Source organism: Actinoplanes lobatus, assembly GCF_014205215.1.
GTDB lineage: Bacteria > Actinomycetota > Actinomycetes > Mycobacteriales > Micromonosporaceae > Actinoplanes > Actinoplanes lobatus.
In genome coordinates this window covers 5,011,264-5,038,052 of record NZ_JACHNC010000001.1, presented here as the reverse complement: position 1 = coordinate 5,038,052, position 26,789 = coordinate 5,011,264, and the positions used below count along the sequence as shown (strand labels likewise).

The window sequence follows — 26,789 nt, the reverse complement described above, 5'->3', positions numbered from 1 at the left end:
GGCACTACTCCTTCGCTGACTCCCCTGGGTCGGCCGACTGTAGTAGACCGTCGCTCGTCTCCGGTTCCGCCGTGGGCGCGGGCGTCCCGGCCGGTTCGGGCGTCGCCGTGGGTGCCGCCGTCTCCAGCCAGCGGTCCGGGACCGTCGACTCGGGACGCGGGGACGTGTCGTCCTTCCCCGTGCGCTCGAACACCGGGTCGACCATGAAGCAGTCACGCCCGGCGCGGTCGGTCTCGGCCACCGCGGTCACGTCCCGCCACCGGGTCACCGGGACCTCGACCTTCCGCGCCGCCCCCGGCTCGACGGCGATCTGCGACGTGCGGTACTCCGATGTGGTGCCGTCGCCGCCGCGGAACTGCCAGGTGCATTCGGCGTCCTCGGGCGACTGGAGGGTGGTGACGAGACGCGACGACTTCACCTCCTTCCAGCGCATCCGCGACTCGTTCTTCCTCGTGCCGCGTTCCCGGGGTACGAAGGCGGTGCTGATGCCGCCCCTCCTGTTCGGCCCGCGGAGCACCGTCACGGTCTCGTCCAGGGGTTCGGTCGTCTCCGGGGCGGCCGACGGCGGAGCGCCGGCCGGCGTCTCGGGTTCGGTCCGGTGTGCGGCGCCGTCCTGGACCACCGGCAGTTGCTGAGCCTCCCCCTCGGGCACGGTCTGCAACACCAGGGAGTTGAGTCGCTGCGGCTCCTCGCGGGCCCTGCCCCCGGCGTCGAGCTGTGCGACGACGAGGAAGGCGCCGAGGAGGGCGGCCGCGACGAGCAGTGCGGTCGAGCCGCGGAACCTGTCCACCGGTGGCCGCAGCGGTTGCCCGCCCTCGCCGGTCGGCACCCGGGCGACCGGCGGGGCGACGACGGATTCGCGGGGACGCCCGGCCCGTTCGACGGTCTCCTCGATCACCATGACGTCGTCGTCCGCCCGGACGACACCGCGGTCCAGCGCGAATTCCATGCATTTCAGCGCCGTCTCGAATTCGCCGTACCGGACCAGGACGTGCCCGGCCTCGTGCACGGCGTATCCGTCCTCGTACGGGGAGAACTCGTCCGTCTCCTCCGGGTCCGCGTGCCCACACTCGAATTCGATCCCGCTGCCCATCTTCACGAGTCAGCCTTCCCGGTAGTCACGACGGTTTGCGTTTCTCCACATTTTCGCGATCTCGGTCCCGATCGCGCGGTAGTCGACCAGTTGATGCCTGACGAGAAGGGGAGCACGTTTGAAATCCACCCCGGCGACACCGATGACGAGAATCGCGTCGCAGTCGCGTGAATCGGCGCCGTTCACCAGCCAGCGAAGGTATCCGTACTGATCGTCCTCCGCGACGATCTTGGCCCAGCGCTCGTACTTCTCTTCGCGCCGCTTCTTCTCGGCGAAGGCCGCCCGCAGCGCTTCGAAGTTGGCCATGTTGACGGCCGACCCGATTTCCCGCACCGCCTCCTTACGAGGAACCGGACGGCTGTCCCGGTCCGCCGGCCCATCGATCACCAAGGGCCTGGTGCGCTTGTAGGAACGATATGAAATGACGATGTTCTTCATCAGCGGGATCGTCCAGTCGATCGGCCGTGGAGTCAGAAAATCGAATACCCCGTAGCAGACGACCTCACGAATTTCCCTATGGCTGTGATCCACGAGAACTCGCAAACGATAGAGCACGGAAGCCTTCTCCGCGCAGCGTGAGCCGATTTGTTCTGCCGGCCGAGATCACCGCGAGATCACTCGGCGACGCGGGGCGGGCTGAACACGGGCATTCGCCGTCGGGTCAGCCGTGGGTCGGAAGCCTCCGCGCCATTGCAGCAGCGATCTTATATCGGACTTATCGCCAATTTCTGAATGAGAAGCGCTGAAACTAGATAGATCAGGCTTTAGGGTGACGGAGGTGGCCGAAGGCCAGGGTGATGAGGTCGCGCGCGTAGGCCTCCGGGTCGATCTCGGCGGCGTCGGCGAGGGCGCCGCTGAGCCACAGGTCGGCGAAGCCGTGGGCCATCGACCAGGCGGCCACCGTGGCGAGCCGGTCGCGGGCCGGGTCCGGGGAGAGGGCGCGGCCGCCGCTGGACAGGACGGCGGCGGCGCGGGCCCGGGCCGGGGCCACCGCGGGGTCGGCGGGGCGGTACAGCTCGGGGCGGAACATCACCTGGAAGTGGGAGCGGTACCGGACGGCGAAGCGGACGTACGCCACGCCGACCTCGAGGAAGTCGCCGCCGGCCGCCTCGAGGGCCGCGGCGAACAGGTCGAAGCCCTCGGCCGCGACGGCGGTGAGCAGGCCGGTCTTGTCACCGAAGTGATGTGCGGGCGCGGTGTGCGACACCCCGGCGCGGCGGGCCAGCTCGCGCAGGCTCCAGCCGGTGGGGCCGGACTCGCCGATGGCCTGGAGCGCGGCGTCCAGCATGACGCGGCGCAGGTTCCCGTGGTGGTAGGCGGTCGGCTCCATGCCGGAACCCTATCTTTCCACTGGCAAAATCGGGAGCACCGCGCTATCTTTCCAGTGGAAAGTTTCCACTGGAAAGGTGATGCTCATGATTCCGCTCCTCGTTCTGATCGCCGGGTCCACCGTCCTCCGCCTGATCGGCCTGGCCGGTGTGGACGCCCTCGACGGCTGGCAGCCGGCCCTGCGTGGCGGCCTCGCGCTGATGCTGCTCCTCACCGGCATGCAGCACTTCCGGCCCGGCTGGCGGGAGGACATGATCGCGATGGTGCCGCCCGCACTCCCCCGGCCCGGCCTGCTCGTCACGCTCACCGGCGTACTGGAACTGGCCGGCGCCGTCGCCCTGCTGATCCCGCCGCTGGCCCCCTATGCCGCGGCCGGGCTGGCACTGCTCATGCTCGCGATGTTCCCGGCCAACGTGTCGGCGGCCCGGCGCGGGCTGAGCCTGGGCGGGCGACCGGTCACCCCGCTGCCGCTGCGCACCGCCATGCAGGTGGTGTTCGTCGGCGCGGCCGTCGCCCTGGCCGTCTGAAGAACCCGCCGACCGGATGGGCGGCCCGGGGCAGCCGGAACTGTCGTACGGCCCCCGTATGCTCCGGCGCGGCGAGGTCGTAGCGCAGAGGTAGTCGCGCCTTGACGGCACGTAGGAGGACGCCGGTTCGAATCCGGTCGGCTTCGCCACTCTTCTCTCCACGACACGGGGGTGGGCAGGTGAGCGAGCGGCTGGAGGACTGGCGCGCGGTTCGCCGTTATGCCGTGCCCGGCTGGATGATCGCCGAGTGCGCCGAGGCCAGGGAGCGAGAGGACTGGCGGGCCGCGTGCGAGGCGGCCCGGGTCGATGTCCGCGTCGGCGATCCCGGGCCGGTCGCCGGGTTGCTCGCCGGGTTCGCCCCCGATCTGCTCCGCTGGCACCTGCCCCGGGCGCTGAACGGGACGGCGGCCCTGGCTCAGCGAATGCGTTTTCTCCTGACGCCGGACGGGCCGGTCACCGCGGACACGGTCGTTCTCCAGGTCCGGTCGCCGCGGTGGGTGTCCGGCGCCCAGCGTCTCACCCTCCTGTCCGGACGGCTCGGTGATCTGGGGCCGGGCCCGGTCTTCCCGGTCGCGCCCCACCTGTGGGACGCCCGCCGCGCCGCCGAGTTGACCGCCGGCACCCCGACGTGGGCCTCGACCGGCTGGCAGGTCCCGGCGGCCGTCCCCGCGCCCGGGGAGGATCTGCTGGGTCCGGCGGACCCGGTGGTCGCCGCCCGGGAGTTGCGACGGGTCACGGCCCAGTTCCGCCGGTGGTCGTGGCGGCTGTGGCCGGAGGGGATCCGCAGCGCCTACCGGCGGCCGGACAGGCACGTGCGCCTGGAGATCGGCGACGGCCGCCTCCGGGTCGTCCTGCGCGCGGACGAGCCGTCCCAGCCGGCGCCGACCCGGGCCGATCTGTGCCTGCACCGGCAGTTGTTGCGCTCCCCGGTCGACCTCGACCTGGTCCGGCTGGGCCACCTCGACGCCGGCGAGGTGCACCCGCTGGTCCGCGCGGCCCTCTTCCCCGGTGCGGGCGGGTCCGGTGCGGGCGGCTCGCTGGTTCCGGACGGTTTCGGGGACGAGGAGATGCTGCGGATCCACTGCGCCGGGCAGTGGCATCGGATCCGTCTGCGAGGTGGTCGCCTGGAGCTTCTCCACCACACCGTGGCCGAGAAGGAGCGTGAGCTGGCGCTGGGCGCTTTCGGGGGCGTGATCAACGCATGTTTCCGGGTCGACCGCGCCTGGCGCCGCGGCGAGGGGGCACTTCCGAAACGGTTGCGCGCCTATCGGCGTGACCTGTGGCGGCGCATGGAGCACGGCGGTGGCCGCGTGGTGCTCGCGCTGCTGGACGCTGGCCTGGATCCGGGGTTCCGCGACGGGCAGGGCCGGACCCTGTTGCACCGGATCCACCAGTTCGAGCACGCCGAGCTGCTGCCCCGGCTGCTCGCCGAGGGCCTGGACGTGAACGATCGGGGCCGCTACGGGCACCCCCCGATGTTCGAGACCCTGATCCACACCCCATCGCACGACCTGCTCCGGGCCCTCACCGAGGCCGGCGCCTGGCCCCCGCTGTCGCTTCCCGTCCCGTCGATCGGGCCGTGATCGGACGGCGGCGCCGGGACCGGGCTGCTCAAGTCCACGTCCCCGGTGTCGATCAGGCGGTTCGTGGAGACGAGCGGGCGCATGGTGTCGCGGGCCTGCCTGGCCCTCTTCGGGGTGGCCGTGGTGTGGTTCGCGATCACGGCTGTTCACCCGGTGGGCCCGGCCTGGCTGCTGTGGGCGACCGTCCCGGTGAGCGGGCCGCTGGCGGCGGTCGCGTTCTGGTCGGTCTCCCGCAACCGGGCGCTGCCCGCCCCGACCCGCCGGTTCTGGCGGCATCTGAGCGCGATCCCGCTGCTGACGGCCGTCGCGCAGATGGCGCAGGCCGCCGATGTCCTGGCTCATCCGGGCGCGCGTACGTCGTACACCGGCTCGGTGATGCTGATTCTGGACGGCCTGGCGATTCTCTGCCTGGTCTTCGCCCTGGCGCGCCTGCCCGTCGGCGACAGCCGGCTGGGCTCGGGCGCGCGGGTCGCCCTGGACGCCGGCACCGTGGCCCTGGCGGGGGCGCTGTTCATCTGGCACTTCGGGACCCGGCCGGCGCTGCGCGAGGGGATGTCCTCGGCCGTGCTGATGTCGCTGGCTCTCACGGTGCTGGCCGTCCTGGTCGTGTTCGCGCTGGCCAAGGTGGTGATGTCGGACTACACGGCGATCGATCGGCACGGTCTGCGGATCCTGGCGGCCGGGGCGTTCCTCGCGGCCGTGGGACCGATGCTGCAACCGCTGCTCGCCGAGGTGGACGCCCGGCTGTTCATGGCGCAGCTGTACATGCCGCTGACGTTCTGGTGCGCCGCCCTGGCCGCCGAGTCGCAGTCGCGCGCCCCGGTCGCGCGGGCCCGGCCGGTGCGGCGGCGGCCGTACAGCGTGCTGCCCTACGTGGCGGTGGCCGCGGTGGACGGGCTGCTGCTGGTGGCCGCCTGGCAGCGGTCGGACGACATGGTGGCGGTGGCGTTCACCGCGGTGACGCTGACCGCGGTGGTGGCGTACCGGCAGACCCGGGCGCTGCGGGACAACAGCCGGCTACTGGAGCGGCTCGATCACGCGGCCTCGCACGACGGGCTGACCGGGCTGGCCAACCGGGCGCTGTGCCACCGTCGTCTGGCCGAGGCGCTGTCCGGCCCGTGCCCGGTGCACGTGGCGCTGCTCGATCTGGACGGATTCAAGGAGATCAACGACACGTACGGCCACGAGGCCGGCGACGAGCTGCTGACCCGGGTGGCCGCGGCGCTGGCCGGCACGGTCGGGCCCGGTGACACCGCGGCACGGCTGGGCGGCGACGAGTTCGTGCTGGTGCTGCCCGGAACCACCTGCGCCGAGGCGGCCGCCGTGGCCGGCCGGGTGGTGGCCGGGCTGGCCGATCCGGTCACCGTGGCCGGCCGGGCGCTGCACATCCGGGCCAGCATCGGTTTCGCCTGCGGACGGCACGGCGACGACCTGGGGGATCTGATGCGCGCGGCGGACGGCGCGATGTACGCCGCCAAGCGCGTAACCGGATCGGCGCACCTGCACGCCGCGACCGTGGCCGCGGCCGCCTGACCGGTTTCAGGTGATGGTCCGCCGCGGCGCCGCGACCCGCAGGTCCGCCTCGATGGCGGCGGTGGCCGCGAGCAGCGGGGGCAGGAGCCGCTCGCGGATCTCGTCGACGGTGGCCTGGGCCGCGTGCACCGAGATGTTCACCGCCCCGGTGGCGGCGCCGGTGCGGTCCCGGATCGGCGCCGCGATGGCCCGCAGACCCTCCTCCAGCTCCTGATCGACGATCGAGTGGCCCTGGAGGTGGACCTGCCGCAGCTCGGCGCGCAGCGCGTCGGGGGTGCAGATGGTGCGGTCGGTGAGCCGTTCCAGCTTGGCCCGGGCGAGGTACGCGTCGAGCTCCGGCTCGGGCAGGGCGGCCAGCATGACCCGGCCCATCGACGTCGCGTATGCCGGAAATCGGGTACCCACGTTGATGGCGACCCGCATGATCCTACTTGTCGGGACACGGGCGACATAGACGATGTCGTCACCGTCGAGCACCGACATGGAGGACGACTCCCGGACCTCGGCCACCAGACGCTCCAGATGGGGCTCGGCGACCTCCGGCAGCGAGAGGCTGGACAGGTACGAGTAGCCGAGTTCCAGGACGCGCGGGGCCAGCGAAAACAGCCGGCCGTCGGTGCGCACGTACCCGAGATCGGTGAGGGTGAGCAGGAATCGGCGGGCGGCCGCGCGCGGCAGACCACAGGCGCGAGCCACGTCACTGAGCGTGAGTTCCGGGTTCCGGGCATCGAACGCACGTATGACCGCGAGCCCCCGCTCCAGCGATTGAACGTAGTACGGTTCGCGCGGCATCAGATGATCGACCCGAGTCGTTGACGTGACACGGGGCACATCATAGCGTTCTCTATGAGAACTCACGTTCGTCATGCGCACACATTTCGAAGGAGTAAATATGCGGCGACTTCTCGCAGGGCTGACGGCGGCCGTCCTCGCCGGCGCCCTCGCGGCATGCGGCACCTCCAGCGACTCGGGCGACACCACCGACGCGGGCGGCGTCGACCAGGTCAAGGTCGGTGTCATCCCGATCGTCGACGTGGCCCCGATCTTCCTGGGCAAGGAGAAGGGCTTCTTCAAGAGCCGGAACATCGAGCTCACCCTGGAAGCCGGTCAGGGCGGCGCGGCGATCGTCCCGGGCGTGGTCAGCGGCCAGTTCCAGTTCGGCTTCTCGAACTTCACCTCGCTGCTGATCGCCCAGACCAAGAGCGTGCCGATCAAGGCGATCGCGGCCGGCGTCGCGTCGACCGGTGAGGCGGGCAAGGACTTCGGCGCCGTCGTGGTCAAGGGCGACAGCCCGATCAAGTCCGCCAAGGACCTGGTCGGCAAGAAGATCTCGCTGAACACCCTGAAGAACATCGGCGACACCGTGACCCGCGAGTCGGTCCGCAAGGACGGCGGCGACAAGAAGAACCTGAACTTCGTCGAGATGCCGTTCCCGAACATGCCGGCCGCCCTCCAGGACGGTCAGGTCGACGCCGCGTGGGTGGTCGAGCCGCAGCTGTCCACCATCAAGGCGGCGGGTGGCCGCGAGATCGCCTCGACGTTCGTGGACACCGCGCCGAACCTGACGGTGGCCGCGTACTTCGCCTCGACCACGCTCATCGAGAAGGACGCCGACCTGGTCAAGCGCTTCACCGAGGCGATCAACGAGTCGCTGACCTACGCCGACGCGCACCCGGACGAGGTCCGCACCGTGCTCGGCACCTACACCAAGATCGATGAGAAGCTCCGCTCCTCGCTGGTGCTGCCGAAGTGGCCGACCCAGATCAACGAGCCGTCGGTGCAGACCCTCGCCACCCTGGGCGCCGAGGACGGCATCTTCACCGGCACCCCGGACCTGGAGAAGCTCCTCCCGTGACGTCCCCACGTCGTGGCAACCCGGCCCGGTCCGGCAGCACCGCCCTTCTGGGTGTTGCCGGCCTGGCCGGGTTGCTTCTCGTCATAGAGCTGGCGCCGCGGCTCGGCCTGGTCGACGAGCGGTTCCTGCCGCCGGCCAGCCGGATCGCGGCCGCGCTGGCCGAGGAGGCCGGCACCCCCGCGTTCTGGACGGCGCTCACCGACACCCTGCTCGCCTGGTCCGTCGGCCTGGCGATCGCGGTCGGCGCCGCCGTGCTCGCCGGCATCGTGATCGGGTCGATCCCGGTGCTGCGGTCACTGACCGCCTCGACGATCGAGTTCCTGCGCCCGATCCCGTCGGTGGCGCTGATCCCGCTCGCCGTGCTGATGTACGGCACCGAGCTCGGCTCCACCCTGCTGCTGGTCTGCTACGCCGCCTTCTGGCAGATCCTGGTCCAGGTCCTGTACGGGGTGGCCGACGTCGACCCGGTCGCCTTCGAGACCGCCCGCAGCTTCCGGTTCTCCGCGTGGGGCCGGATCCGGCACGTGCTCTGGCCGACCGCCCTGCCGTACGTCTTCACCGGTGTCCGGCTGGCCGCCTCGGTGGCGCTGGTCCTGGCGATCACGGCCGAGCTGGTCATCGGCTCGCCCGGCCTGGGCAAGGAGATCGCCGTGGCACAGGCCTCCGAGGCCGTTCCCACCATGTACGCCCTGATCGTCGTCACCGGCGTGCTCGGCGTGATCATCAACCTGCTGGCTCGTACCGGCGAGCGCCGCCTGCTCGCCTGGCACCAGTCCGTGCGGGGAGAGGTGACCGCATGAACGTCGTGAAGAGGATCCTGCTCGCCATCGCACTGCCGTTGATCCTGTTCGCCGGCTGGTACGTGCTCAGCGCCGGCAGCGAGAGCTTCTACTCGCCGCCGCTGGAGAAGATCCTGGTCGCCTTCGGGGACACCTGGAGCCTCGACCGCCTGAAGGCCGACGTGGCGCCCAGCCTGCTGCGCCTGTTCGCCGGGTACCTGCTGGCCGCCCTGATCGGCATCGGCGCCGGCGTGGCGATCGGCATGAACCGGCGCCTGCGCGCCGCGGTGGAACCGGTCCTGGAGTTCTTCCGGGCCATCCCGCCGCCGGTGCTGGTGCCGGTCATCATGCTGTTCGCCGGCATCGGCGACGCCATGAAGGTGATCGTCATCGTCTTCGGGTGCATCTGGCCGATCCTGCTCAACACGGTGGAAGGCGTCCGCGCGGTGGACAGCGTGGTGCTGGAGACCGCACGCTCGTACGGGGTGAACGGCGTCGCCCGCATCACCAAGGTGATCCTGCCGTCGGCGGGCCCGCAGATCGCGACCGGACTGCGCCAGGCGCTGTCCATCGCGATCATCCTGATGGTGATCAGCGAGATGTTCGCGGCCAGCAACGGCCTCGGCTTCACCATCGTGCAGTTCCAGCGCAGCTTCGCGATCCCCGAGATGTGGAGCGGGATCATCCTGCTCGGCCTGCTCGGCTTCGTGCTGTCGCTGCTGTTCCGGCTCGCCGAGCGGCGGGCGTTGCGATGGTACGAGGGCCTGCGCGCGGCGCAGCGCCAGAGCTGAGGGAGGAGCGACGATGCTCGAAGTGAAGGGACTGCGGAAGGTCTACCGGTCCGGAAGCCGGGAGGTGGAGGCGCTCCGCGACCTGACGTTCACCGTCGACAACGGCGAACTGGTCTGCCTGGTCGGCCCGTCCGGCTGTGGCAAGACCACGCTGCTGCGCTGTATCTCCGGCCTGCTCGACCCGACCGCCGGGGACGTCCGCGTCAACGGCAAGCCGGTCGACGGGCCGCCGCCGGGCATGGCCGTGGTGTTCCAGGAGTACGGGCGCAGCCTGTTCCCCTGGATGAGCGTGCGCGACAACGTGGAACTGCCGCTCAAGCAAAAAGGAGTCGGGCGAGCCCGACGCAAGCAGCTGGTAGAGCAGTCATTGGAAGCGGTAGGACTGACCGGCACGGCGTCGGCGTACCCGTGGCAGCTCTCCGGCGGCATGCAGCAGCGCGTCGCGATCGCCCGCGCGGTCGCGTACGAGCCGCAGACGCTGCTCATGGACGAGCCGTTCGCGGCCGTCGACGCGCAGACCCGCGCCGACCTGGAGGACCTGGTCCGCCAGCTGTGGAAGCGGCTGGGCGTGACCATCCTGTTCGTGACCCACGACATCGACGAGTCGGTCTACCTCGGACAGCGGGTGGTGATGCTCTCCACCTCGCCGACCGTGGTGCAGGAGGAGCTGGCCATCGACCTGCCCGACCAGCGGGACCAGCTGACCACCCGGGCCGACCCCCGGTTCATCCAGCTGCGCACCCGGGTCTACGAGCAGATCCAGGCCGCCAAGCGCAACGCGATGCGGTAGCTCCGCACCGGACGCCCGGGCCCTGATAGGTATCGATTGATATGAGGGTCCGGGCGTTCTCCTCTGCGATGCTCGGGCAACCCCAGATTCCTGAGCCCGCAGAGGAGATCTCGTGCGAGCAACACCCCTCGTCGGCGCCGCCGCCCTGCTGTTGGCCGGCCTCGCGGTAGCCGGCCCAGCCCAGGCCGCCGCCGCGCCGGACATTCCGGTCGCCAACGTGAAGGCCCACCTCAGCCAGTTCCAGAGCATCGCGACCGCCAACGGCGGCAACCGGGCGCACGGCCGCCCCGGCTACCTGGCCTCGGTCACCTACGTGAAGAACCTGCTCGACCAGGCCGGATTCACCACCTCCCAGCAGTCTTTCACGTACAACGGGGCGACCGGCTACAACCTGATCGCCGACTGGCCGGGCGGTGACACCAGCGACACACTGATGATCGGTGGCCACCTCGACAGCGTCACGGCCGGCCCCGGCATCAACGACAACGGGTCCGGCTCGGCGGCCAACCTCGAGGTCGCCCTCCAGGTCGCCCGATCCGGCTTCCAGCCGGACCGGCATCTGCGTTTCGCCTGGTGGGGCGCGGAAGAGCTGGGCCTGCGAGGATCGACGGCGTACGTCAACTCGCTCACCAGCGCTCAGCGGTCGCAGATCACCGGCTACCTGAACTTCGACATGGTCGGCTCGCCGAACCCCGGCTACTTCCTCTACGACGGCGACAACTCCGACGGCACCGGTTCCGGCCCCGGCCCGGCCGGCTCGGCGCAGATCGAGGCCACCCTGGCCGCCTACTTCACCTCGATCGGCGTGCCGACCCGCGGCACCGACTTCGACGGCCGCAGCGACTACGGCCCGTTCATCGCCAACGGCATCCCGGCCGGCGGCATCTTCACCGGGGCCGAGGGCACCAAGACGTCCGCGCAGGTCACCCTCTGGGGCGGCACCGCCACCCGCTTCGACCCCTGCTACCACGCCTCCTGCGACACCACGTCGAACATCAACGACACGGCGCTGGACCGCAACAGCGACGCCATCGCGTACGCCGTCTGGACCCTCGCCGACGGCGGCGGAACCGAACCGCCGCCCGGGACCACCGTCTGGTCCGACGGCCTGGAGACCGCGACCGGCTGGACCGCCGGCACCGGCGACACCGCCACCGCGGGCCTGCTCGAACGCGGCAACCCGGCCGCCACCAGCAGCTCCGGCGTGGCCACCCAGCTCGACGCGGCGGCCGGCGGCAGCTACGCCCTGATCACCGGGGCCACCGCCGGATCCAGCGCCGGGGCCAACGACCTCGACGGCGGCGTGACCAGCATCGTCTCCCCGCAGATCACGCTGCCCACCGGCACGCTGACGCTGAGCCTGTCCTGGTACCTGGCCTACCTCAACAACGCGACGAGCGCCGACTACCTGCGCGTGCAGGTCGTCTCCGGGACCACCACGACGACCGTGCTCAGCCAGACGGCGAGCGCCGCGAACAAGGCCGCGGCCTGGACCACGGCGACCGCCAACCTGTCCTCGTACGCCGGGCAGACCGTCCGCATCCGGGTGGAGGCCGCCGACGCGGGCACCGCCTCGCTCGTCGAGGCCGCCGTCGACAACCTGGTCATCACCAGCTCCTGAGCCGGGTCACCCGCCCGCCGGTCAGCCCCGGCGGGCGGGAAACCCTCGTCACCCGCCCGCCGGACTCTCCCGGCGGGCGGGAACCCTTCAGACCCGGGCGTCTCCGGCCGATCGGGAGGACCAGCCCTCGTCCCCGGCCCGAGAAGGGAGCACGCCCATGTCGCAGCCCGCCGGATGGTACGCCGATCCGAGCGGTCTACCGGCCCAGCGCTGGTGGGACGGCGGGAAGTGGACCGATCACATCCAGCCCGGCGGCCCTCCGACGCCACCACCGAACGGCTTCTTCCCGCCGGTGCCGCCGACCGGGCCCGCGGCCCCCGGGCAGCACACGGTCACCCCCGGCGATCCGCCGCTCCACGCCGCCCAGCCCGCCTCCGCCCGGCGCGGTGGGCTGCCGCTGCTCTCCGGCACCCGGCCGGCCTCGCCCGCGCCGCACCCCGAGGTGCCGGCCGTGCCGTACGCCATGCAGCCGGTCGACGCGGTCTCCGGGCAGCCCGGTCACCGCGTGCCGGAACCGCCTCCCGGCCCTCCCGGCCCCTCCGGCCCCTCCGGCCCCTCCGGCCGGGAGCTGCACCGGGTGGTCCTGCCCGCGGCCATCGCCGTGGTCGCCGTGATCGTGCTGACGCTCACCGCGTACCTCCTTCTGCTCTGATCCGCACCGGACAGCCGGACAGCGAACCGAGAGCGAAACGAGAGCGCCGCCCGGCATGCTGCTCGTGCCGGGCGGGACTACACGCCCCAAGCTGCTGCCCCGCCCGGCCCCGGGACCGTCCGAAGTGACCGATCACGGATAGAAGGCTGCGGAACGGGGAAGAGGACCACTAGGGTGGCGCCCACCCCGGTCGTCCTGGAAGGACCGCATGTCCGACCCCAGCAGCTATCCGACACACCGCCGGCCGAGCCCGTTGCAGAACAACCGGGCCGTCGCGATCGGCGCCGGGCTGCTGCTCGCGCTGATTCTGCTCTTCTCCGTGCTGGCGTACTGCGACAGCCGTGAGGACGACCAGCCGCCCGCCGCCGGGCCGGCGTCGTCCGGCCCGGGCGCGCCGCCGTCCGGCTCCCCGGATCCGGGCGGGCCGAACCCGGGCGCGTCCGAACCCGGCGGGCCGACCCCGGGCGGCTCGCAGCCGGGCGGCGTGGACCCGGGGCCGTCCGGTGGCGGAAACGGATCAGTGCCGCCCGGTTCCGGCGGTTCCGGCACGGCCGAACCGCCTGGCACGACCCAACCACCCGGCACGACCGAACCGCCCGGTACGACCCAGCCTCCGGGCACGACCCAGCCGCCCGGCACGACCGAACCGCCCCCGGTCACCGATGAGCCCAGCGGCTCTCCGCGGCCGACACCCTCCGGCGGCGTGGACACCGGAGGTGGTGGTCTGGTCGGCGGGCGGCGCCTCACGCTGCTGGCGACGGGCCTGTTCCTGTTGATCGCGGCGGCCGCTGCGGGGGCGTACAGCATGCGGCGCCCGAACCACCGATAGGCGCGGCGTGCCCCGCGTCCATGACCGCCGTGCGGCGGCCTTCGCCGCCGTGCTGGCGCTGCTCGGAACCGCGACCGTCACGCTCGGCCTGCGCACCGAGGACACCGGACCGGTACCACCGTCTCTCGCGGCCGAGGCCGTCGGCGCTTCCCTCACGCCGTCCGGCTCGGCGGCGGGCGGTGAGGAAGAGAAGGAGGCGGCCCGCGGGAAGAAGGGGAACGACGCGGCGGGCGGCGGGAAGGATGTCGGCGCGCGAGGGATGACGCGGTCGGTGCCGGTGCGCCTGGAGATCCCGTCGATCGGGGTGGACACCGAGCTGATGACGCTCGGGCTCCGGGACGACGGGACGCTCGAGGTGCCGCCGCTGCGCGGTGATGCCCCGGCCGGCTGGTACCGCCACTCCCCCACGCCGGGCGAGGTGGGCGCGTCGGTGCTGGCCGGGCACGTGGACTCGGCGCGGGACGGGCCCGCGGTCTTTCACCGGCTGGGTGAGGCGCGGCCGGGCGACCCCGTCGCGGTACGCCGTACCGACGGCTCCGTCGCCCGTTTCACCGTGACGAAGGTGGCCACCTATCCGAAGCGGGACTTTCCGAGCGACCAGGTGTACGCCCCGCTGGATCGTCCCGGGCTGCGCCTGATCACCTGTGGCGGCGTCTTCGACCGGGGCCGGGGCAGCTACCGGAGCAACATCGTCGTCTTCGCGGAGGCCCTCTCGTAACCGCTTCCGGGAGCGGTTCCGACCGGCTTTTCGGTCAGTTTGGTTCCGGAACCTGACCGTCTTGCCCCGGTTCGGGCCGCATGCCGGACAGCTTCCCTTGACACAGGCGATCGAGGGTTGTTTCTGTGACGGGCATCATTGCGATCTTGTTTCGGAAGGAACCCCTCCGCATGACGAGAATCCGCCCGTTCCGCCGCGCCGCAGTGGGTGCCCTCGCTCTCGGGCTCTCACTCGCCGCCGTGCCGGGCTCACCGGCGTCGGCGCACGGCTCCGGCACTCCGGGCTTCGGCTCCAACGTCACCGTCTTCGACCCCAGCATGCCGGTCAGTGACATCCAGGCCACCCTGGACGCCACCTACGCCAAGCAGGTCGACAACGAGATGGGTACGGCGCGGTACGCGTACCTGTTCAAGCCGGGCACGTACGGCACCGCCGAGCAGCCGCTCCAGATCAAGGTCGGCTACTACACGGAGATCACCGGCCTCGGGGCGAACCCGGGCGATGTGGTGATCAACGGCAAGGTGGAGGCGTACAACCGCTGCCTCGGCTCGGACCCGGCCAACCCCAACTGCATCGCGCTGGTCAACTTCTGGCGCACCCTGTCCAACCTGACCGTCAACATCAACGGCGCGGGCCAGGACGGCTGCCGGCAGACCGCCAACTTCTGGGCCGTCTCCCAGGCCGTCTCGCTGCGCCGGACCCAGTTCACCGGCGGCACCCTGTCGCTGATGGACTACTGCACCGCCGGCCCGCAGTACGCCAGCGGCGGCTTCATCGCCAACTCGAAGCTGCCGAACACGGTCAACGGCTCCCAGCAGCAGTGGCTCACCCGCAACAGCGAGGTGGCGACCTGGTCCAACGCCGTCTGGAACCAGGTGTTCGCCGGGGTGACCGGCGCGCCCGACGACGCGGCGTTCCCGAACCCGCCGTACACCACGCTTCCCACCACCCCGGTCAGCCGGGAGAAGCCGTTCCTGTTCGTCGACGCCAAGGGCAAGTACCAGGTACGCGTGCCCGCCGCCAAGCGCAACACGGCCGGCACCTCCTGGGACGACGCCTCCGGCCGTACCATCCCGCTCTCGGACTTCTACGTCGCGAAGCCGGGTGACTCGGTCACCAAGATCAACGTGGCGCTGGCGCTCGGCAAGCACCTGCTGCTCACCCCGGGCGTCTACGACATCGCCCGCAGCATCGAGGTGCGCCGCCCGAACACCGTGGTCCTCGGCCTCGGCCACGCCACGCTGACCGCGGTCAACGGCTCCATCCCGCTCGACGTCGCGGACGTGCCCGGCGCGATCATCGCCGGTGTCACCATCGACGCCGGCACCAAGGAGTCGCCGGTCCTGCTGCGCGTCGGCCAGAAGCACGGCCTCGGCTTCAGCTCGGCGGCCAACCCGACCACGCTGAACGACGTCTACTTCCGCGTCGGCGGCCCGCACATCGGCAAGAGCAACATCGCGCTCGAGGTCAACAGCGACGACGTGCTGATCGACCACACCTGGGTGTGGCGCGGCGACCACGGCGTCGAGGGCTTCACCAACGGCGTGAACGGCGACACCGACCGCTGGAAGACCAACACCGGCCGCTACGGCGCCGTCATCAACGGCGACGACGTGACCGCGACCGGCCTGTTCGTCGAGCACTTCCAGAAGTACAACACCGTCTGGAACGGCGAGCGCGGCACCACCGTCCTCTACCAGAACGAGCTTCCGTACGACCCGCCCACGCAGGCCGACTGGATGAACGGATCGGTCGAGGGCTACGCCGGCTACAAGGTCGGATCCAAGGTCAAGACCCATCATCTGTACGGGGCGGGCGTCTACGTCTTCAACCAGAACAACCCGTCGATCCACACCGAGAACGGGTTCGAGGTGCCGCAGACCCCCGGCGTCAAGCTGCACCACATCATGACCGTCAACCTGAGCGCCGGCATCATCGACCACGTGGTCAACGGCGTCGGCGAGGCCGCGGACACCACCAAGGTCGGCCAGCCGGTCTTCGTGGCGGACTACCCCGCGGTCCCGTAACCCTTCGCGAACCAGGGTCTGGTGGTCACCCGTTCACGGGGCGGGTGACCACCAGCACCGGGCGGCCCGCCTTCTCGATCAGGGTCAGCGGCACGCTCCCCAGCAGGCGCTGCGCCACCACCGGGCGCACGCTGGAACCGAGCACGATCAGGTCGGCCTTCTGATCGCTCGCGAACCGGATGATCTGCTCCGCGGCGCGGCCCGGCAGGACCGTACGCGAAGCCTCGATCCCGGCCTCGGCCAACCGCCGGACCGCGACCTCCGCGGCATGCTCGGCCCGCTCGGTGTAGACGCTGCGCGGCATCGGCGAAAGATACTCGCTCTCCAGCTCGTCCACCGCGACCACCATGACCGACGCGCCCGTCTGCCGGACCAGGTCGGCGACGGCGTCGGTCACCCACGGCTGCTCGGCCTGGGGATTTGCGGCAAGCACGATATGCATGTCACCCAAGGTACGGGTAACGTCACTTATCCGCAGTGGACCTTCGCAGGGAGCACGCATGGCGGATGTGACCTCGCCCGAGTCCGAGCAGCCCGCACTCAACCGGGTCATCGGCCCGGCACTCCTGCTGCTGTTCGTGATCGGGGACATCCTCGGCACCGGCGTGTACGCGCTGACCGGCAAGGTGGCCAACGAGGTCGGCGGCGCGGTGTGGCTGCCGTTCCTGCTGGCGTTCGTGGTCGCGCTGCTCACCGCGTTCAGCTATCTGGAACTGGTCACGAAGTACCCGCGGGCCGCCGGCGCGGCGCTCTACACCCACAAGGCGTTCGGGGTGCACTTCCTGACCTTCATGGTCACCTTCGCGGTGATGTGCTCCGGGCTGACCTCGGCGTCCAGCGCGTCCAAGGCGTTCGCCGGGAACTTCGGCAAGGCGTTCGACCTGACCCTCGGCGACGGGCTGGCCCTCACCGCCGTGGCGCTCGGCTTCATCACCCTGGTCGGCCTGATCAACTTCCGGGGCGTCGGGGAGAGCGTCAAGGCCAACGTGGTGCTCACCTGTGTCGAGCTGACCGGCCTGCTGATCGTCATCGGGGTCGGCGCGTGGGCGCTCGGTGGCGGCAACGGCGACCTGTCCCGGCTCACCGAGTTCAACACCCCGCCCGGGGAGAGCGTGTGGCTGTCCGTGACCGCCGGGACGGCGCTGGCCTTCTTCGCGATGGTCGGCTTCGAGGACTCGGTCAACATGGCCGAGGAGACCCGGGACCCGGTCCGCATCTTCCCGCGCGTCATGCTCACCGGCCTCTGCGTCACCGGGGTCATCTACGTGCTGGTGGCGATCTCGGCGGTCGCGCTGGTGCCGCCCGCCGAACTCGGTTCCGGGGACACGCCGCTGCTCAAGGTGGTGCAGGCCGGGGCGCCCGGGTTCCCGTTGTGGGTGTTCGCGTTCATCACCATGTTCGCGGTGGCCAACTCGGCGCTGATCAACATGATGATGGCCAGCCGGCTGCTGTACGGGATGGCGAACGAGGGGGTCCTGCCGAAGGTGCTGGGCCGGGTGCACCGCCGTCGCCGTACGCCCTGGGTGGGAATCGTGTTCACCACGCTGATCGCGTTCGGGCTGATCTGGTTCGCCGATCTGGCCGCCCTCGGCGGCACCACGGCGCTACTGTTGCTCTGCGTCTTCACCGTCGTCAACGTGGCCTGTCTGGTGCTGCGGCGGGACCGGGTCGAGCACCAGCACTTCCGGGCGCCGACGGTCATCCCGGTGCTCGGGGCGATCGCCTGCGCCTTCCTGGCCAGCCCTCTCTCCGGGCGGGCCGGGGCGGACTACCGGGTGGCCGGGGTGCTGCTGCTCATCGGAGTGGCGCTGTGGGCCATCACGTATGCGACGAACCGCCTCGTTCCGGGCGCAGTATCGCGTACCTGATCGGGTGACCGGGCCGGGTCGCACGATCGGCGTAACCGGACGGAAATCTTGGGGCGTCGCAGGTGGCGGGTGTTCGACGCTGGTCGACACCCTCGTCGTGGCAGCTTGAAGCGATGTGCGAAGCTGCCCGCTACCACATGCATCCTCCTCTCCTGTCCGGAGGCCCGATATGGCATCATTCCTCTACTTTGTTGCCGGGCTCGTGATCGGCGTGATAGCCGGCTGGCTGATCTGGGGCCGCCGCTCCGGCGCGACCGCCCCGGCCACGTCGGCCTCGGCCCCGTCGACCACGGCCCCGTCGCCGTCCTCGACCGAAGCCACCGCGGTCGCGCCCGCGGTCGACGCGACACCGGCCGACACCGACTCCGAGTCGTCTGCCGTGACCTCGCCCGCCGACGAGCTCATCGCCGAGCCCGTCGCCGCCGAGCCCGAGGCCGAGGCCGCACCCGCCGTCGAGCCCGAGGCCCCGGCCGAGCCGGTTGCCGCCGAGCCGGTTGCCGCCGCCGAGGAGATCGTGGCCTCCGCCGAGACCGAGCCCGCCGAGCCCGTCGCCGTCGACGAGCCCGAGACGGTCGTCATCGCAGAGCCCGAGCCGGTCGTCATCGCGGAGCCCGAGCCGGTCGCTCTCACCGAGACCGAGTCGGTCACCATCGTGGAGGCCGAGCCGGTCACCGAGCCCATCACCGAGCCGGAGCCGGTCGCCGCCACTGAGCCCGAGCCGGTCGCCGCCACTGAGCCGATCGCCGTCGCCGAGCCGGTCGCCGCCGCCGAGCCGGTCGTGGAGCCCGTCGCCGAGCCGGAGCCAGTTGCCGCCGCCGAGCCGGTCGTGGAGCCCGTCGCCGAGCCGGAGCCAGTTGCCGCCACTGAGCCCGCCGCTGAGCCCGTCGCCGAACTGGAGCCGGTCGCCGCCACCGAGCCCGCCGCTGAGCCCGTCGCCGAGCCGGAGCCGGTCGCCGCCGCTGAGCCCCCGACCGCCCCGGAGCCGGTCGTCGCGCCCGAGCCGGTCGTCGCCCCGGAGCCGGTCGTCGCGCCTGAGCCGGTTGTCGCGCCCGAGCCGGTCGTGGCCCCCGAGCCGGTCTTCACGCCCGAGCCGGTCATTCCGGTGCAGGCCGTCATCACCGAGGAGCCCGACCTGGCGGCCACGCCCGCCCCGGTCGACGCGCAGGACGACCTCACCAGGATCGCGGGCATCGGCCCGAAGGTGGCTGTCGCGCTCGCCGCGGCCGGTATCACCACCTACGCGAAGCTGGCCGACTCCGACGTGGACAGCCTCAAGCAGGCGATCAACGCGGCCGGCATGCGCGGTTCGGCGAGCCTCGCCTCCTGGCCGGAGAAGGCCCGCGACCTGGTCGGCGCCAAGAGCTGAGCGAACACGGGCGTGCCCCACGCCGGGGCACGCCCGTCGCCCGTCGCCCGTCGCCCGTCGCCCGTCGCCCGTCGCCCGTCGCCCGTCGCCCGTCGCCCGTCGCCCGTCGCCCGTCGCCCGTCGCCCGTCGCCCGTCGCCAGGGAGTCTCTTTCGCTTTTCGCCTGGCGCCGATGTCAAGTCGCCTGCTCGCGTGTTTCCCCGCCTTCGCCGGGAGATTCGACCGGTCACCGCCGGCCGCTCAAGCCATCCGCGAGCACCGATGCAGATCTTGGGTAATCGTCGCCGGCGGCGTGATCTTGCGCGATCACGGTCATCCGGGAGCCTTCTCCTTGGACGTTTGCGGTTCGACGTCAAGCGCCTGGTCGGGCGAATCGGCGAAGGGGCCGCCATCCGCCGCGCTAGGTGGAAATGGGGCTTTCGCGGGGAACAGATGCCCGTTTCGCCCGCTTTGCATGCCGACGCTCTGCGATCTTGAACGATTGGCCACCCGAGACGGTGATAAATCGACCAAGATCGCTCAGGGTGACGCGTCCGCTGGACGAGGGATTGCGGATTCGGCCGTGGGCAGCCAAGAAGAAGCATCCCGGATGCATCCGATCACCCGAGGTCTTCCAGCGTAAATAGATCATGGGCGATGATCGACCACCGCATGGCGACCAGGAATCAAGATCGGCCTGAAAGCTGCAATCGCCCAAGATCGCCGGCGAGTCGGGGTGACGCCGCAGTGGCACGCCGCATCATCGATTCCGCTACCCGGTCAGAACTCCCGGCCGGCGTCGAACCACTCGGACGGCCCCTCTTCCACGGGTACGTGGAACCGGGCGGCCAGGCCGCAGTAGACGTCCCAGACCTGTTCACGTTCGGCGGTGTCGATCACGCCGTACCGCTGATTCATGCCGTTGAGATCGGCGACGAACCGGCGCAGCGCCCGCTCGGCCCGCAGGAGACGATCCGGCGTCGACGGGGTGATCCCCTCAGCGGCCGCGAGCGCCCGCGCGTGGGCGGAACCGGCCTCCTCGGCGGCCGCCTCGGAGTCCTCCACCCAGTCCCGGAACGGGTTGCCGAGGTGCCGGGCCAGCCAGGCGTCGGAGACGTCGCCCCGCACATACACCTGGACGGCGCCGCCACGGTAGCGGTCACGCAGCGCCCTCGCCACGCTTCGGCGGATCCCGTGCACCTCGATGCGGCGCAACTCCGGGAGATCGGGAAGATCGTCCGGGCCGAGGGCGTAGGCGCCGGACAGCGAGACGGTACGCAGGCGGGAGCAGGCGGCCAGCAGGTGCGGATCCTCCAGCGTGCCCGGCGGGTCGTCGAAGTCGAGACGGAGTTTCGCCAGCTCGGTGAGGCCGGACAGCACCGAGGCGGACACCCCGGTGCTCACCCGGAGCCAGAGGTCCCGCACCCGGTGGAGCCCGTCAGGGAGCCGAACGCCCGGTGCCTCAGCGTCCCGCACCCGGTGGAGGCCGTCGGGGAGCCGCGCGTTCGGCTCGTCGGGGAACCAGCGCAGGCTCACGTCGTACCCCGCATCGGGAAGATCGACCCGCAGCGAGGGTGACCGGCCCGCGAGCAGCAGTGTCTCCATGGCGGGCAGGCGAAGGCCGTGCAGGCCGTCGCAGCCGTGCAGGCGCAGGGTGCCGACGGAGGTGCCGGCGAGATCGATGTCGCCGACCGGATCGCGCCACTCGAGGAAGCGGATCCGCGGGCGGGAGCGGAGGGCCTCGGCGAGACCCCGGTCGGCGCCGAACCAGAGGATGTTCCTGGCCTGTGGGAAGGCGTCCAGCGCGGCGAAGTCGACCGGGCCGTCCGTGGGCACGCGATTCGTCAGATCGAGTACGGTCATCGAGGCGATCATCGTCTGTGGACCGGCCCCGAAATCGGCCTCGACGGTCGGCGGCGTCACGGAGCGCAACCCAAAGGCACCGGACAGATCAGACATCCGATCATGGTAGAACCACCGGATCCGGTGAAAGCCGGGAATTCGCCGTGACTTCGGCACACTCTCCGGCGCACGATGGATCGACGCTCTTCCACCTCTTTCCAGGCCCGGCGATTCGGCAACATCATCGCTGGTAGATCGCCATGCGGACACCCGTCGCCGAGCGGCCCGGACGACCGCGCCCCGGCTAGATCAACAACGCAGTGTCGCCGGATCGGCGCTGTTCGTAATCAACTCGGGGTTTCGTGTCGGGCCTCGTCGTCGCACCATGGATGACGGGTGATGCATTCGATGAGCGGGCGACGACTGGCAGTAGTGGTTAGCGTCGAGCAGCACGACGATCCCGTGTTGCGCAGGTTCTCGGTGCCGTCGGCAGATGTTCCGGCGTTCGTGGACGTGCTCGGGGAGCCGGCGCTCGGCGGGTTCGACGTGACTTATCTGCGAGATCCCGGGGCGCGCGAGGCGTACTCCCGGACGAAGTCGATATTCGACGGCCGGGAGCAGGACGACTGCGTCCTCGTCTACTTCCGCGGCGTCATGCTGACCGGGCCCGGCGGCGGGCTCTACCTGGCCACCGCCGACACCGTGATGGGCCGGCCCACCGACACCGCGATCGACGTGGCGCAGATGGCCGTCCTCATGCAGCGGAGCCGGGCCGGGCAGGCCGTGGTGCTGCTCGACGGGCGTACCGGGAGTCCGGTCGACGCCGGGCACCACTTCCGCGCGGCACGGGCCGCCGAGTGGCAGAGCCGGGTCGTCATCGCCGCCACCGCCCGGCCCGAACCGCCCACCTTCGCCGGGCTCATCGCCGACGGCGTCGTCACCGGCGCCGCCGACCGCGACCGGGACGGCTGGATCGGCATCGGCGAACTCCACGACCACCTGCGCGAACGCGACCCCAGCGTGCGGCAGTGGGTGTTCGGGTCGGGGCGGCAGCCGTACCTGGCCCGGATCCGCCGCCAGGGCAGCGACCAGATGGCACAGATCGCCCAGCTCGCGGTCGCGGCCGCCGGCGACGACCTGTCCCGCGCCGTCGAGGCCCGCTCGTCGTTGCAGCGGCTCGCCACCGGTGAGGGCCGGGTCGCGGCCGCGGCGTCGGCCGCGCTCCGCCGCACCTCCGTCCGCCTCGCCGAACCGGCCGTCGACTTCGGCCGGGTCGCCCCCGGAACCCGCCAGCTCGCCGCCGTCGTCGCCGTCCAGGGCCCACCGCTGGCCGCCGCGTCCGCGGTGTCCAGCGATGCCGAGGGCCTGCACGCCCGCCTCGAAGGCAACGTGCTGCGGGTCTCCTGGTTCCCCACGGTCGGGCGGCTCGACGGAGCGGTCACCCTCGACGGGCCGGCCGGATCCGCCCGCCTCACCGTGACCGGCGAGGTCGCCACGGACTTCGACGTGGCCACCGGCGGTTGGGTCCCGGCGCCCGGAGGGAACGGCACGCAGGCTGCTCTGCCTGCCGCGCCGCCCACTGGCGGCGGTCCGGTCGCGGGGGGTTTCTCCCCACCCGGGTCGCCGGCAGCCGGTTCCACACCTACGTCCGGCGCCGGGCCGCACGCCGTCTCTCCGGCGCCCTCATCCGGCGCCGGGCCGCACGCCGTCCCTCCCGTGCCCTCATCCGGCGCCGGGCCGCATACATCGCCTTCGGGCGGCGGCTTTGTGCCGCCGGCAGCGGGTAGCCCGGCGGCCGCGTGGGAGGCGGCCTGGGCAGCGGGCGGACAGCCCTGGCCGGGCGAGACCCCGACACCCGAGGAGGCGTGGCCGGGTGAGACGGCCTGGCCCGGCGAAGTCCGAAATCAGCCACGGCAGACCCCGGACCCGGCAGCGGCGCCCGGCGAGGCGGCACCACCCGCTCAGCCGGGCAGCGGCGCCGGATCACCGGCCGCATGGCCATCCGGTGGGTCAGGAGACAAAAACCCCGACCCCTCTTCCGGTACGGCCGAAGCGGTCCCGCCCACAGCCGGATCCCCCGGATGGGCACCGACATCGGGGTCCCCGGCCTGGTCCCCCACGAGCGGCCCTCCGGTTCGGAGCACCCCGCCACCGGCCGTGGGTGGCACCGCCCCGCATCCGGACGCTCCGGCCGGCGCGTCACCGGTCCAGGGCCGGCCCGCTGATGTCTCCCCGTGGGTGCGCTCCGACCAGACACCCCGCCCCGAGCCTGCCGGTCAAACGCCTGCCACCCCGACCGCCGAGGGCTCACTTTCGGGGCTGCCTGCTGACGCGTCACCGCGGGTCTCCCCCGAGAAGGCTCCAGGCTCGGGCGATGCGGCTGGGCCGCGCACCGCGGCGTGGACCTCGCCGTGGGCGCCCACCAGTGGGCCGCCGTCGTCGAGTCGCTCCGCCGCCCTCTCGGCCGGGCAGTCGGGTGCTGCGGCCTCGTTCGAGAGCACGGTCAGGCCCGCCGATGAGCCTTCGGTGGACTCTGGAGCGGGAACGAACAGCGACACTTCGGCGGTGGAACGCTCGGACGTTCGCGGTGGCGAGCCCGAAGCGGCTCTCCCGGAGACCGAATCGTCCGGGCCTTCGGGTGACGAACCTCTGGTCGCGCCCAGGGCGACGGTACGTGGTTCGTTCCCGGTAGCGGCAGCGGACACCCCGGCCGCTCCCCCGGGACCGGCCGCGACCACCGGCCCGGAAGCCGGGTGGGACAGCACTACGGCAGCGAGCGCCACACCCGTTTTCATCGAGGAACCGTCTGCCGGACCTGGACAACGGGATGACGTCACCGTCAGCCCGGCAGGCGAATCCGAACCGGACCATGCGGACGACATCTTCCCCGCGCACCCCGCAGCAGGTTCCGGCAGCACGGAGGATCCGGCTCCCAGGCCTGACCCCGCCGACCCGGTGACGGCTTCCCATGACACCTCCGGACCAGATCGGCCGGCCGCCACCGCAACCGATTCGGCGACGGCTTCCCATGACACCTCCGGACCGGACCGGACGACCGCCACCACCGATTCGGCTACGGCTTCCGATGACAACTCCGGACCGGACGGCGAACAGGCGGCGGTCTCCGTCGCTGAGGAGGCGGCAGCCGGCAGCTCGGCGGGAGCGCAGCCGGATGTGAACGCGACCGGCCCGACGACTGCGGAGAGCCCGGATGCGGCGCGGTCCGCCAGTTCGGAGCCGGGTGCCGCCTCGGACACGCCCGCATCAGGCGTGGCGGACTCCGCGGTCGACCGCCCCGGGAAGCCCGCGGCTGCGGACGGCGGAGGGTGGCCGGTACCGGGCAGTTCGTGGGGTTCACAGGAGTCCGATCCGGACGGCCTCTGGCCGTCGGCGGGGCGGAAACCTGGCCAGGGCTCGGCTGTCACCGACGCGGCAGGCACCGCGGGCGCTGTCGCTGGGGGCGCTGTCGCGGCGGGAACCGCAGGCGCTGTCGCGGCGGGAACTGCGGGCGCTGTCGCGGCGGGGGCTTCGGCAGCAGCGGCCGCGGAGGGAACGCATCCGAGCGAAACGAATGCGGATTCCGCCGTGAACGCGGGTGGCGAGGTCGGGAGCGCTCAGGAGGAAACGTCCGCGGATCTCGAAGAGCGTGGCACGGAAGGGCCGGAACCCGGTTCGGCCGATGACGGGGACCGCGGTCCGGTGGAGGAGAGTTCGGCGGGGCCGGCCGGGCCGTGGCCGGGGCGGACGTCCGGGAACGGGGTCTCGATTCCGGCTCAGCGGCAACCGGCTGAGGAGAACGGGCCCTGGCTGGTTCCGTCCGCGCAGGGCGAGTCGGCCGCGGAGCGCGGTGGGTTCGCGGAGGCGGGTGCCGCCCGGGGGTTCGCCGGGGAGCCTCAGCCACCCGGATGGTCGGGCACCGATCAGCAGGGCACACCGGCCCGCCCCCGGGTCGCGTCGACCGCCGGTCCGGGAGCGGAAGCCGGAACCGGCGCGGCGGACACCGGTTCGGGCCCGGCCGGAGCCGAGCCGGCGGGCGGCGGTGCGGCCGGGTGGCCGACGTCGCCGGCCGGTGGGTGGCCGACCTCGCCGGCGACCGCCTGGCCGGGGTCCGACCCGTGGGCACAGGCACAACCGGCGGCGGACCCGTGGGCACCGGCGCAACCGGCGGCCGATCCGTGGGCGCAAGCGCAACCCGGGGCTGCTCAGGCCCCGGGAACGGCACATCCGGACGACCAGACGACCGGCACCTATGACGCCGGCTATCCGAGTGGACAGGCCGGCACCGGCTACGGTCCGGCCGGCGGACCCGGAACGACCGTTTACGGGCAAGGCGGTGGGCCGGGAGCCGGTGGCCACGGGCAGGGCGGCGTGCGCGGTGGCGGTCACGGCGGTCCGCCGCGGGTGACCTACGAGGACGGGACGGGGTTCGGGGGCTCAGGACCGTACGGTGAAGAAGGGGGTAAGCCGCCGCGGAAACGCCTGGCTCTGGTGGCGGGGGTTCTGGTGGCGCTGCTTCTGCTGGCCGGCGCCACGTACGCCGGAGTGCGGTTTGTCCTGAAGAGCGACGAGCCGGAAGCCGCCTCGCAGAACCCGGCCCCGACGCAGAGCGCGCCCGGGCAGACCGCCGGCGCCGCGCCGACCGGGCCGGCGACCGAGCCCGCGGGGACGCAGCAGCCGGCCGCGCCCCCGAGTCTGGCGAAGCCGGTGGTGCTGGAGCAGATCAGGCTGGGGCGGGAGCCGGAGGGTGTGGCGGTCTCGCCGGACAACCGGACGCTCTACGTGGCCGATCAGGACTCGAAGGACGTGCACTTCGTCGACGTGCAGTCGAAGCAGGTCAGTGCGGTGAAGGTGCCGAACACGCCGCGGTTCCTGGCGTTGTCGGCGGACGGTGGCCGGTTGTATGTGTCGCTGTTCGAGAACGACTTCACCGGCAACGGGCTCGCGGTGATCGACACGGCGAACAAGACCCTGGTCAAGACGATCCGGACCGGGCCGCGGCCGTTCGAGCCGGCGGTGGCACCGGACGGGAAGGTCTGGCTGCCGATCCACAACGGGGCCCGGGTGGAGATCTACGACGACAAGACGCTGACCGAGGCGGCGCGGATCTCGGTGCCGCCGAACCCGCACTGGATCGTGTTCACACCGGACGGGCAGACCGCGTTCACCGCCAACCACGAGTCGAGCCAGATCTCCGTGGTGAGCGTGGCGGACCGGCTGGTGCGGAAGAACTTCAAGGTGGGCAAGTCGCCGCACGCGCTGGCCGTCACCCCGGACGGGAAGCAGCTGGTGGCGACGAACTACGACCTGGACACCGTGGAGGTCTACGACACCGGGAACCAGCGGCTGATCCACCGGGTGGTGGTGGGCAAGGAGCCGCAGGCCGTGATGATCTCCGGGGACAGCCGGCACGCCTACATCGTGAACGAGGGGTCCGACAATCTCTCGGTGATCGACCTGTCGACGGGCAAGGTGGTGTCGACGATCGGGGTCGGGGACAGTCCGCGGGTCAACGCCCTGTCGCCGGACGGTAAGCGGCTCTACGTGACCGACGGCCGAGGAAAGACGGTAACCGTGCTGAGAGTCTCGGAGGAGTAACGATTCCCTGGTA

General features: G+C 71.6%; 21 protein-coding genes and 1 tRNA gene. 16 read left to right on the top strand and 6 right to left on the bottom strand.

All coding sequences use genetic code 11. The features are described from left to right. Window positions 1–4: 4 nt before the first annotated feature. From BJ964_RS23235 to BJ964_RS23225, 3 genes are all read right to left on the bottom strand, one after another. Window positions 5–1,093, bottom strand: coding sequence for a hypothetical protein (locus BJ964_RS23235; protein ID WP_188122642.1), 1,089 nt, complete (start codon window positions 1,091–1,093; stop codon window positions 5–7). 9 nt (window positions 1,094–1,102) lie between these two features. After that, complete coding sequence (locus BJ964_RS23230; protein WP_188122641.1) at window positions 1,103–1,648, bottom strand: hypothetical protein; 546 nt, start codon at window positions 1,646–1,648, stop codon at window positions 1,103–1,105. 202 nt (window positions 1,649–1,850) lie between these two features. Further along, window positions 1,851–2,423 carry a TetR/AcrR family transcriptional regulator gene (locus tag BJ964_RS23225; protein ID WP_188122640.1) on the bottom strand — a complete coding sequence of 191 codons (573 nt, stop codon included), beginning with the start codon at window positions 2,421–2,423 and terminating at the stop codon, window positions 1,851–1,853. An 85-nt stretch (window positions 2,424–2,508) separates the two neighbouring features. On the opposite strand from BJ964_RS23225, the gene BJ964_RS23220 reads away from it, so the two are divergent. The 4 genes from BJ964_RS23220 (at window position 2,509) to BJ964_RS49155 (ending at window position 6,065) form a co-directional block, all read left to right on the top strand. Then, window positions 2,509–2,949: a DoxX family protein gene (locus tag BJ964_RS23220; RefSeq protein ID WP_188122639.1), complete on the top strand. Its 441-nt coding sequence runs from the start codon at window positions 2,509–2,511 to the stop codon at window positions 2,947–2,949. A 73-nt stretch (window positions 2,950–3,022) separates the two neighbouring features. Beyond that, window positions 3,023–3,098 (top strand) — tRNA-Pro (locus BJ964_RS23215). A gap of 30 nt (window positions 3,099–3,128) precedes the next feature. After that, window positions 3,129–4,532 carry an ankyrin repeat domain-containing protein gene (locus BJ964_RS23210; protein WP_188122638.1) on the top strand — a complete coding sequence of 468 codons (1,404 nt, stop codon included), beginning with the start codon at window positions 3,129–3,131 and terminating at the stop codon, window positions 4,530–4,532. A 45-nt stretch (window positions 4,533–4,577) separates the two neighbouring features. Further along, a complete protein-coding gene (locus tag BJ964_RS49155) occupies window positions 4,578–6,065 on the top strand; it encodes a GGDEF domain-containing protein (protein WP_188122637.1) in 1,488 nt (495 codons plus the stop codon). Between the two features lie 6 nt (window positions 6,066–6,071). Here BJ964_RS49155 and BJ964_RS23200 read toward each other — a convergent pair whose 3' ends face one another. Continuing rightward, a complete protein-coding gene (locus BJ964_RS23200; RefSeq protein WP_188122636.1) occupies window positions 6,072–6,857 on the bottom strand; it encodes an IclR family transcriptional regulator domain-containing protein in 786 nt (261 codons plus the stop codon). Between the two features lie 100 nt (window positions 6,858–6,957). Between BJ964_RS23200 and BJ964_RS23195 the strand changes: the two genes are divergently transcribed. From BJ964_RS23195 to BJ964_RS23155, 9 genes are all read left to right on the top strand, one after another. Then, entirely contained in the window at window positions 6,958–7,920 is a 963-nt protein-coding gene (locus BJ964_RS23195; RefSeq protein ID WP_188122635.1) for an ABC transporter substrate-binding protein, read from the top strand. After that, on the top strand, window positions 7,917–8,720 hold the full coding sequence (locus BJ964_RS23190; RefSeq protein ID WP_188122634.1) for an ABC transporter permease: 804 nt from the start codon (window positions 7,917–7,919) through the stop codon (window positions 8,718–8,720). The genes BJ964_RS23195 and BJ964_RS23190 overlap by 4 nt, the downstream gene beginning before the upstream one ends. Next, entirely contained in the window at window positions 8,717–9,490 is a 774-nt protein-coding gene (locus BJ964_RS23185) for an ABC transporter permease (RefSeq protein ID WP_188122633.1), read from the top strand. Before BJ964_RS23190 ends, BJ964_RS23185 begins: the two co-directional genes overlap by 4 nt. A 13-nt stretch (window positions 9,491–9,503) precedes the next feature. After that, complete coding sequence (locus tag BJ964_RS23180; protein WP_188122632.1) at window positions 9,504–10,280, top strand: ABC transporter ATP-binding protein; 777 nt, start codon at window positions 9,504–9,506, stop codon at window positions 10,278–10,280. Window positions 10,281–10,392: 112 nt separating this feature from the next. Then, window positions 10,393–11,901 carry a M28 family metallopeptidase gene (locus BJ964_RS23175; protein ID WP_188122631.1) on the top strand — a complete coding sequence of 503 codons (1,509 nt, stop codon included), beginning with the start codon at window positions 10,393–10,395 and terminating at the stop codon, window positions 11,899–11,901. 157 nt (window positions 11,902–12,058) lie between these two features. Further along, entirely contained in the window at window positions 12,059–12,553 is a 495-nt protein-coding gene (locus BJ964_RS23170; protein ID WP_188122630.1) for a DUF2510 domain-containing protein, read from the top strand. Between the two features lie 208 nt (window positions 12,554–12,761). After that, window positions 12,762–13,382 carry a hypothetical protein gene (locus tag BJ964_RS23165; protein WP_188122629.1) on the top strand — a complete coding sequence of 207 codons (621 nt, stop codon included), beginning with the start codon at window positions 12,762–12,764 and terminating at the stop codon, window positions 13,380–13,382. Window positions 13,383–13,389: 7 nt separating this feature from the next. Then, window positions 13,390–14,100: a class F sortase gene (locus tag BJ964_RS47370; RefSeq protein WP_188122628.1), complete on the top strand. Its 711-nt coding sequence runs from the start codon at window positions 13,390–13,392 to the stop codon at window positions 14,098–14,100. A 170-nt stretch (window positions 14,101–14,270) separates the two neighbouring features. After that, window positions 14,271–16,127 carry a glycosyl hydrolase family 28-related protein gene (locus tag BJ964_RS23155; protein WP_188122627.1) on the top strand — a complete coding sequence of 619 codons (1,857 nt, stop codon included), beginning with the start codon at window positions 14,271–14,273 and terminating at the stop codon, window positions 16,125–16,127. A gap of 25 nt (window positions 16,128–16,152) precedes the next feature. Here the strand turns inward: BJ964_RS23155 and BJ964_RS23150 are convergent, their stop codons facing one another. Next, window positions 16,153–16,569, bottom strand: coding sequence for a universal stress protein (locus BJ964_RS23150; RefSeq protein WP_188122626.1), 417 nt, complete (start codon window positions 16,567–16,569; stop codon window positions 16,153–16,155). Between the two features lie 58 nt (window positions 16,570–16,627). Here BJ964_RS23150 and BJ964_RS23145 point away from each other — a divergent pair, with 58 nt between their 5' ends. Together BJ964_RS23145 and BJ964_RS23140 are read left to right on the top strand one after the other, a co-directional pair. Continuing rightward, window positions 16,628–17,995: an APC family permease gene (locus BJ964_RS23145; protein WP_188122625.1), complete on the top strand. Its 1,368-nt coding sequence runs from the start codon at window positions 16,628–16,630 to the stop codon at window positions 17,993–17,995. 169 nt (window positions 17,996–18,164) lie between these two features. After that, a complete protein-coding gene (locus tag BJ964_RS23140) occupies window positions 18,165–19,361 on the top strand; it encodes a helix-hairpin-helix domain-containing protein (protein ID WP_188122624.1) in 1,197 nt (398 codons plus the stop codon). Window positions 19,362–20,119: 758 nt separating this feature from the next. On the opposite strand, the gene BJ964_RS23135 is transcribed toward BJ964_RS23140, so the two are convergent. Further along, window positions 20,120–21,298: a hypothetical protein gene (locus BJ964_RS23135; protein ID WP_188122623.1), complete on the bottom strand. Its 1,179-nt coding sequence runs from the start codon at window positions 21,296–21,298 to the stop codon at window positions 20,120–20,122. A gap of 348 nt (window positions 21,299–21,646) precedes the next feature. Here BJ964_RS23135 and BJ964_RS23130 point away from each other — a divergent pair, with 348 nt between their 5' ends. Continuing rightward, a complete protein-coding gene (locus tag BJ964_RS23130; protein WP_188122622.1) occupies window positions 21,647–26,776 on the top strand; it encodes a beta-propeller fold lactonase family protein in 5,130 nt (1,709 codons plus the stop codon). The last annotated feature ends 13 nt before the right edge of the window (window positions 26,777–26,789 follow it).

Bases quoted from the DNA above. Each gene is read 5' to 3' on its own strand.
- BJ964_RS23200 (WP_188122636.1), bottom strand. From the start codon at position 6,857: ATGCCGCGCGAACCGTACTACGTTCAATCGCTGGAGCGGGGGCTCGCG.
- BJ964_RS23220 (WP_188122639.1), top strand. From the start codon at position 2,509: ATGATTCCGCTCCTCGTTCTGATCGCCGGGTCCACCGTCCTCCGCCTG.
- BJ964_RS23150 (WP_188122626.1), bottom strand. From the start codon at position 16,569: ATGCATATCGTGCTTGCCGCAAATCCCCAGGCCGAGCAGCCGTGGGTG.
- BJ964_RS23225 (WP_188122640.1), bottom strand. From the start codon at position 2,423: ATGGAGCCGACCGCCTACCACCACGGGAACCTGCGCCGCGTCATGCTG.
- BJ964_RS23145 (WP_188122625.1), top strand. From the start codon at position 16,628: ATGGCGGATGTGACCTCGCCCGAGTCCGAGCAGCCCGCACTCAACCGG.
- BJ964_RS23235 (WP_188122642.1), bottom strand. From the start codon at position 1,093: ATGGGCAGCGGGATCGAATTCGAGTGTGGGCACGCGGACCCGGAGGAG.
- BJ964_RS23180 (WP_188122632.1), top strand. From the start codon at position 9,504: ATGCTCGAAGTGAAGGGACTGCGGAAGGTCTACCGGTCCGGAAGCCGG.
- BJ964_RS23195 (WP_188122635.1), top strand. From the start codon at position 6,958: ATGCGGCGACTTCTCGCAGGGCTGACGGCGGCCGTCCTCGCCGGCGCC.
- BJ964_RS23165 (WP_188122629.1), top strand. From the start codon at position 12,762: ATGTCCGACCCCAGCAGCTATCCGACACACCGCCGGCCGAGCCCGTTG.
- BJ964_RS23170 (WP_188122630.1), top strand. From the start codon at position 12,059: ATGTCGCAGCCCGCCGGATGGTACGCCGATCCGAGCGGTCTACCGGCC.
- BJ964_RS23155 (WP_188122627.1), top strand. From the start codon at position 14,271: ATGACGAGAATCCGCCCGTTCCGCCGCGCCGCAGTGGGTGCCCTCGCT.
- BJ964_RS23140 (WP_188122624.1), top strand. From the start codon at position 18,165: ATGGCATCATTCCTCTACTTTGTTGCCGGGCTCGTGATCGGCGTGATA.
- BJ964_RS23185 (WP_188122633.1), top strand. From the start codon at position 8,717: ATGAACGTCGTGAAGAGGATCCTGCTCGCCATCGCACTGCCGTTGATC.
- BJ964_RS23135 (WP_188122623.1), bottom strand. From the start codon at position 21,298: ATGTCTGATCTGTCCGGTGCCTTTGGGTTGCGCTCCGTGACGCCGCCG.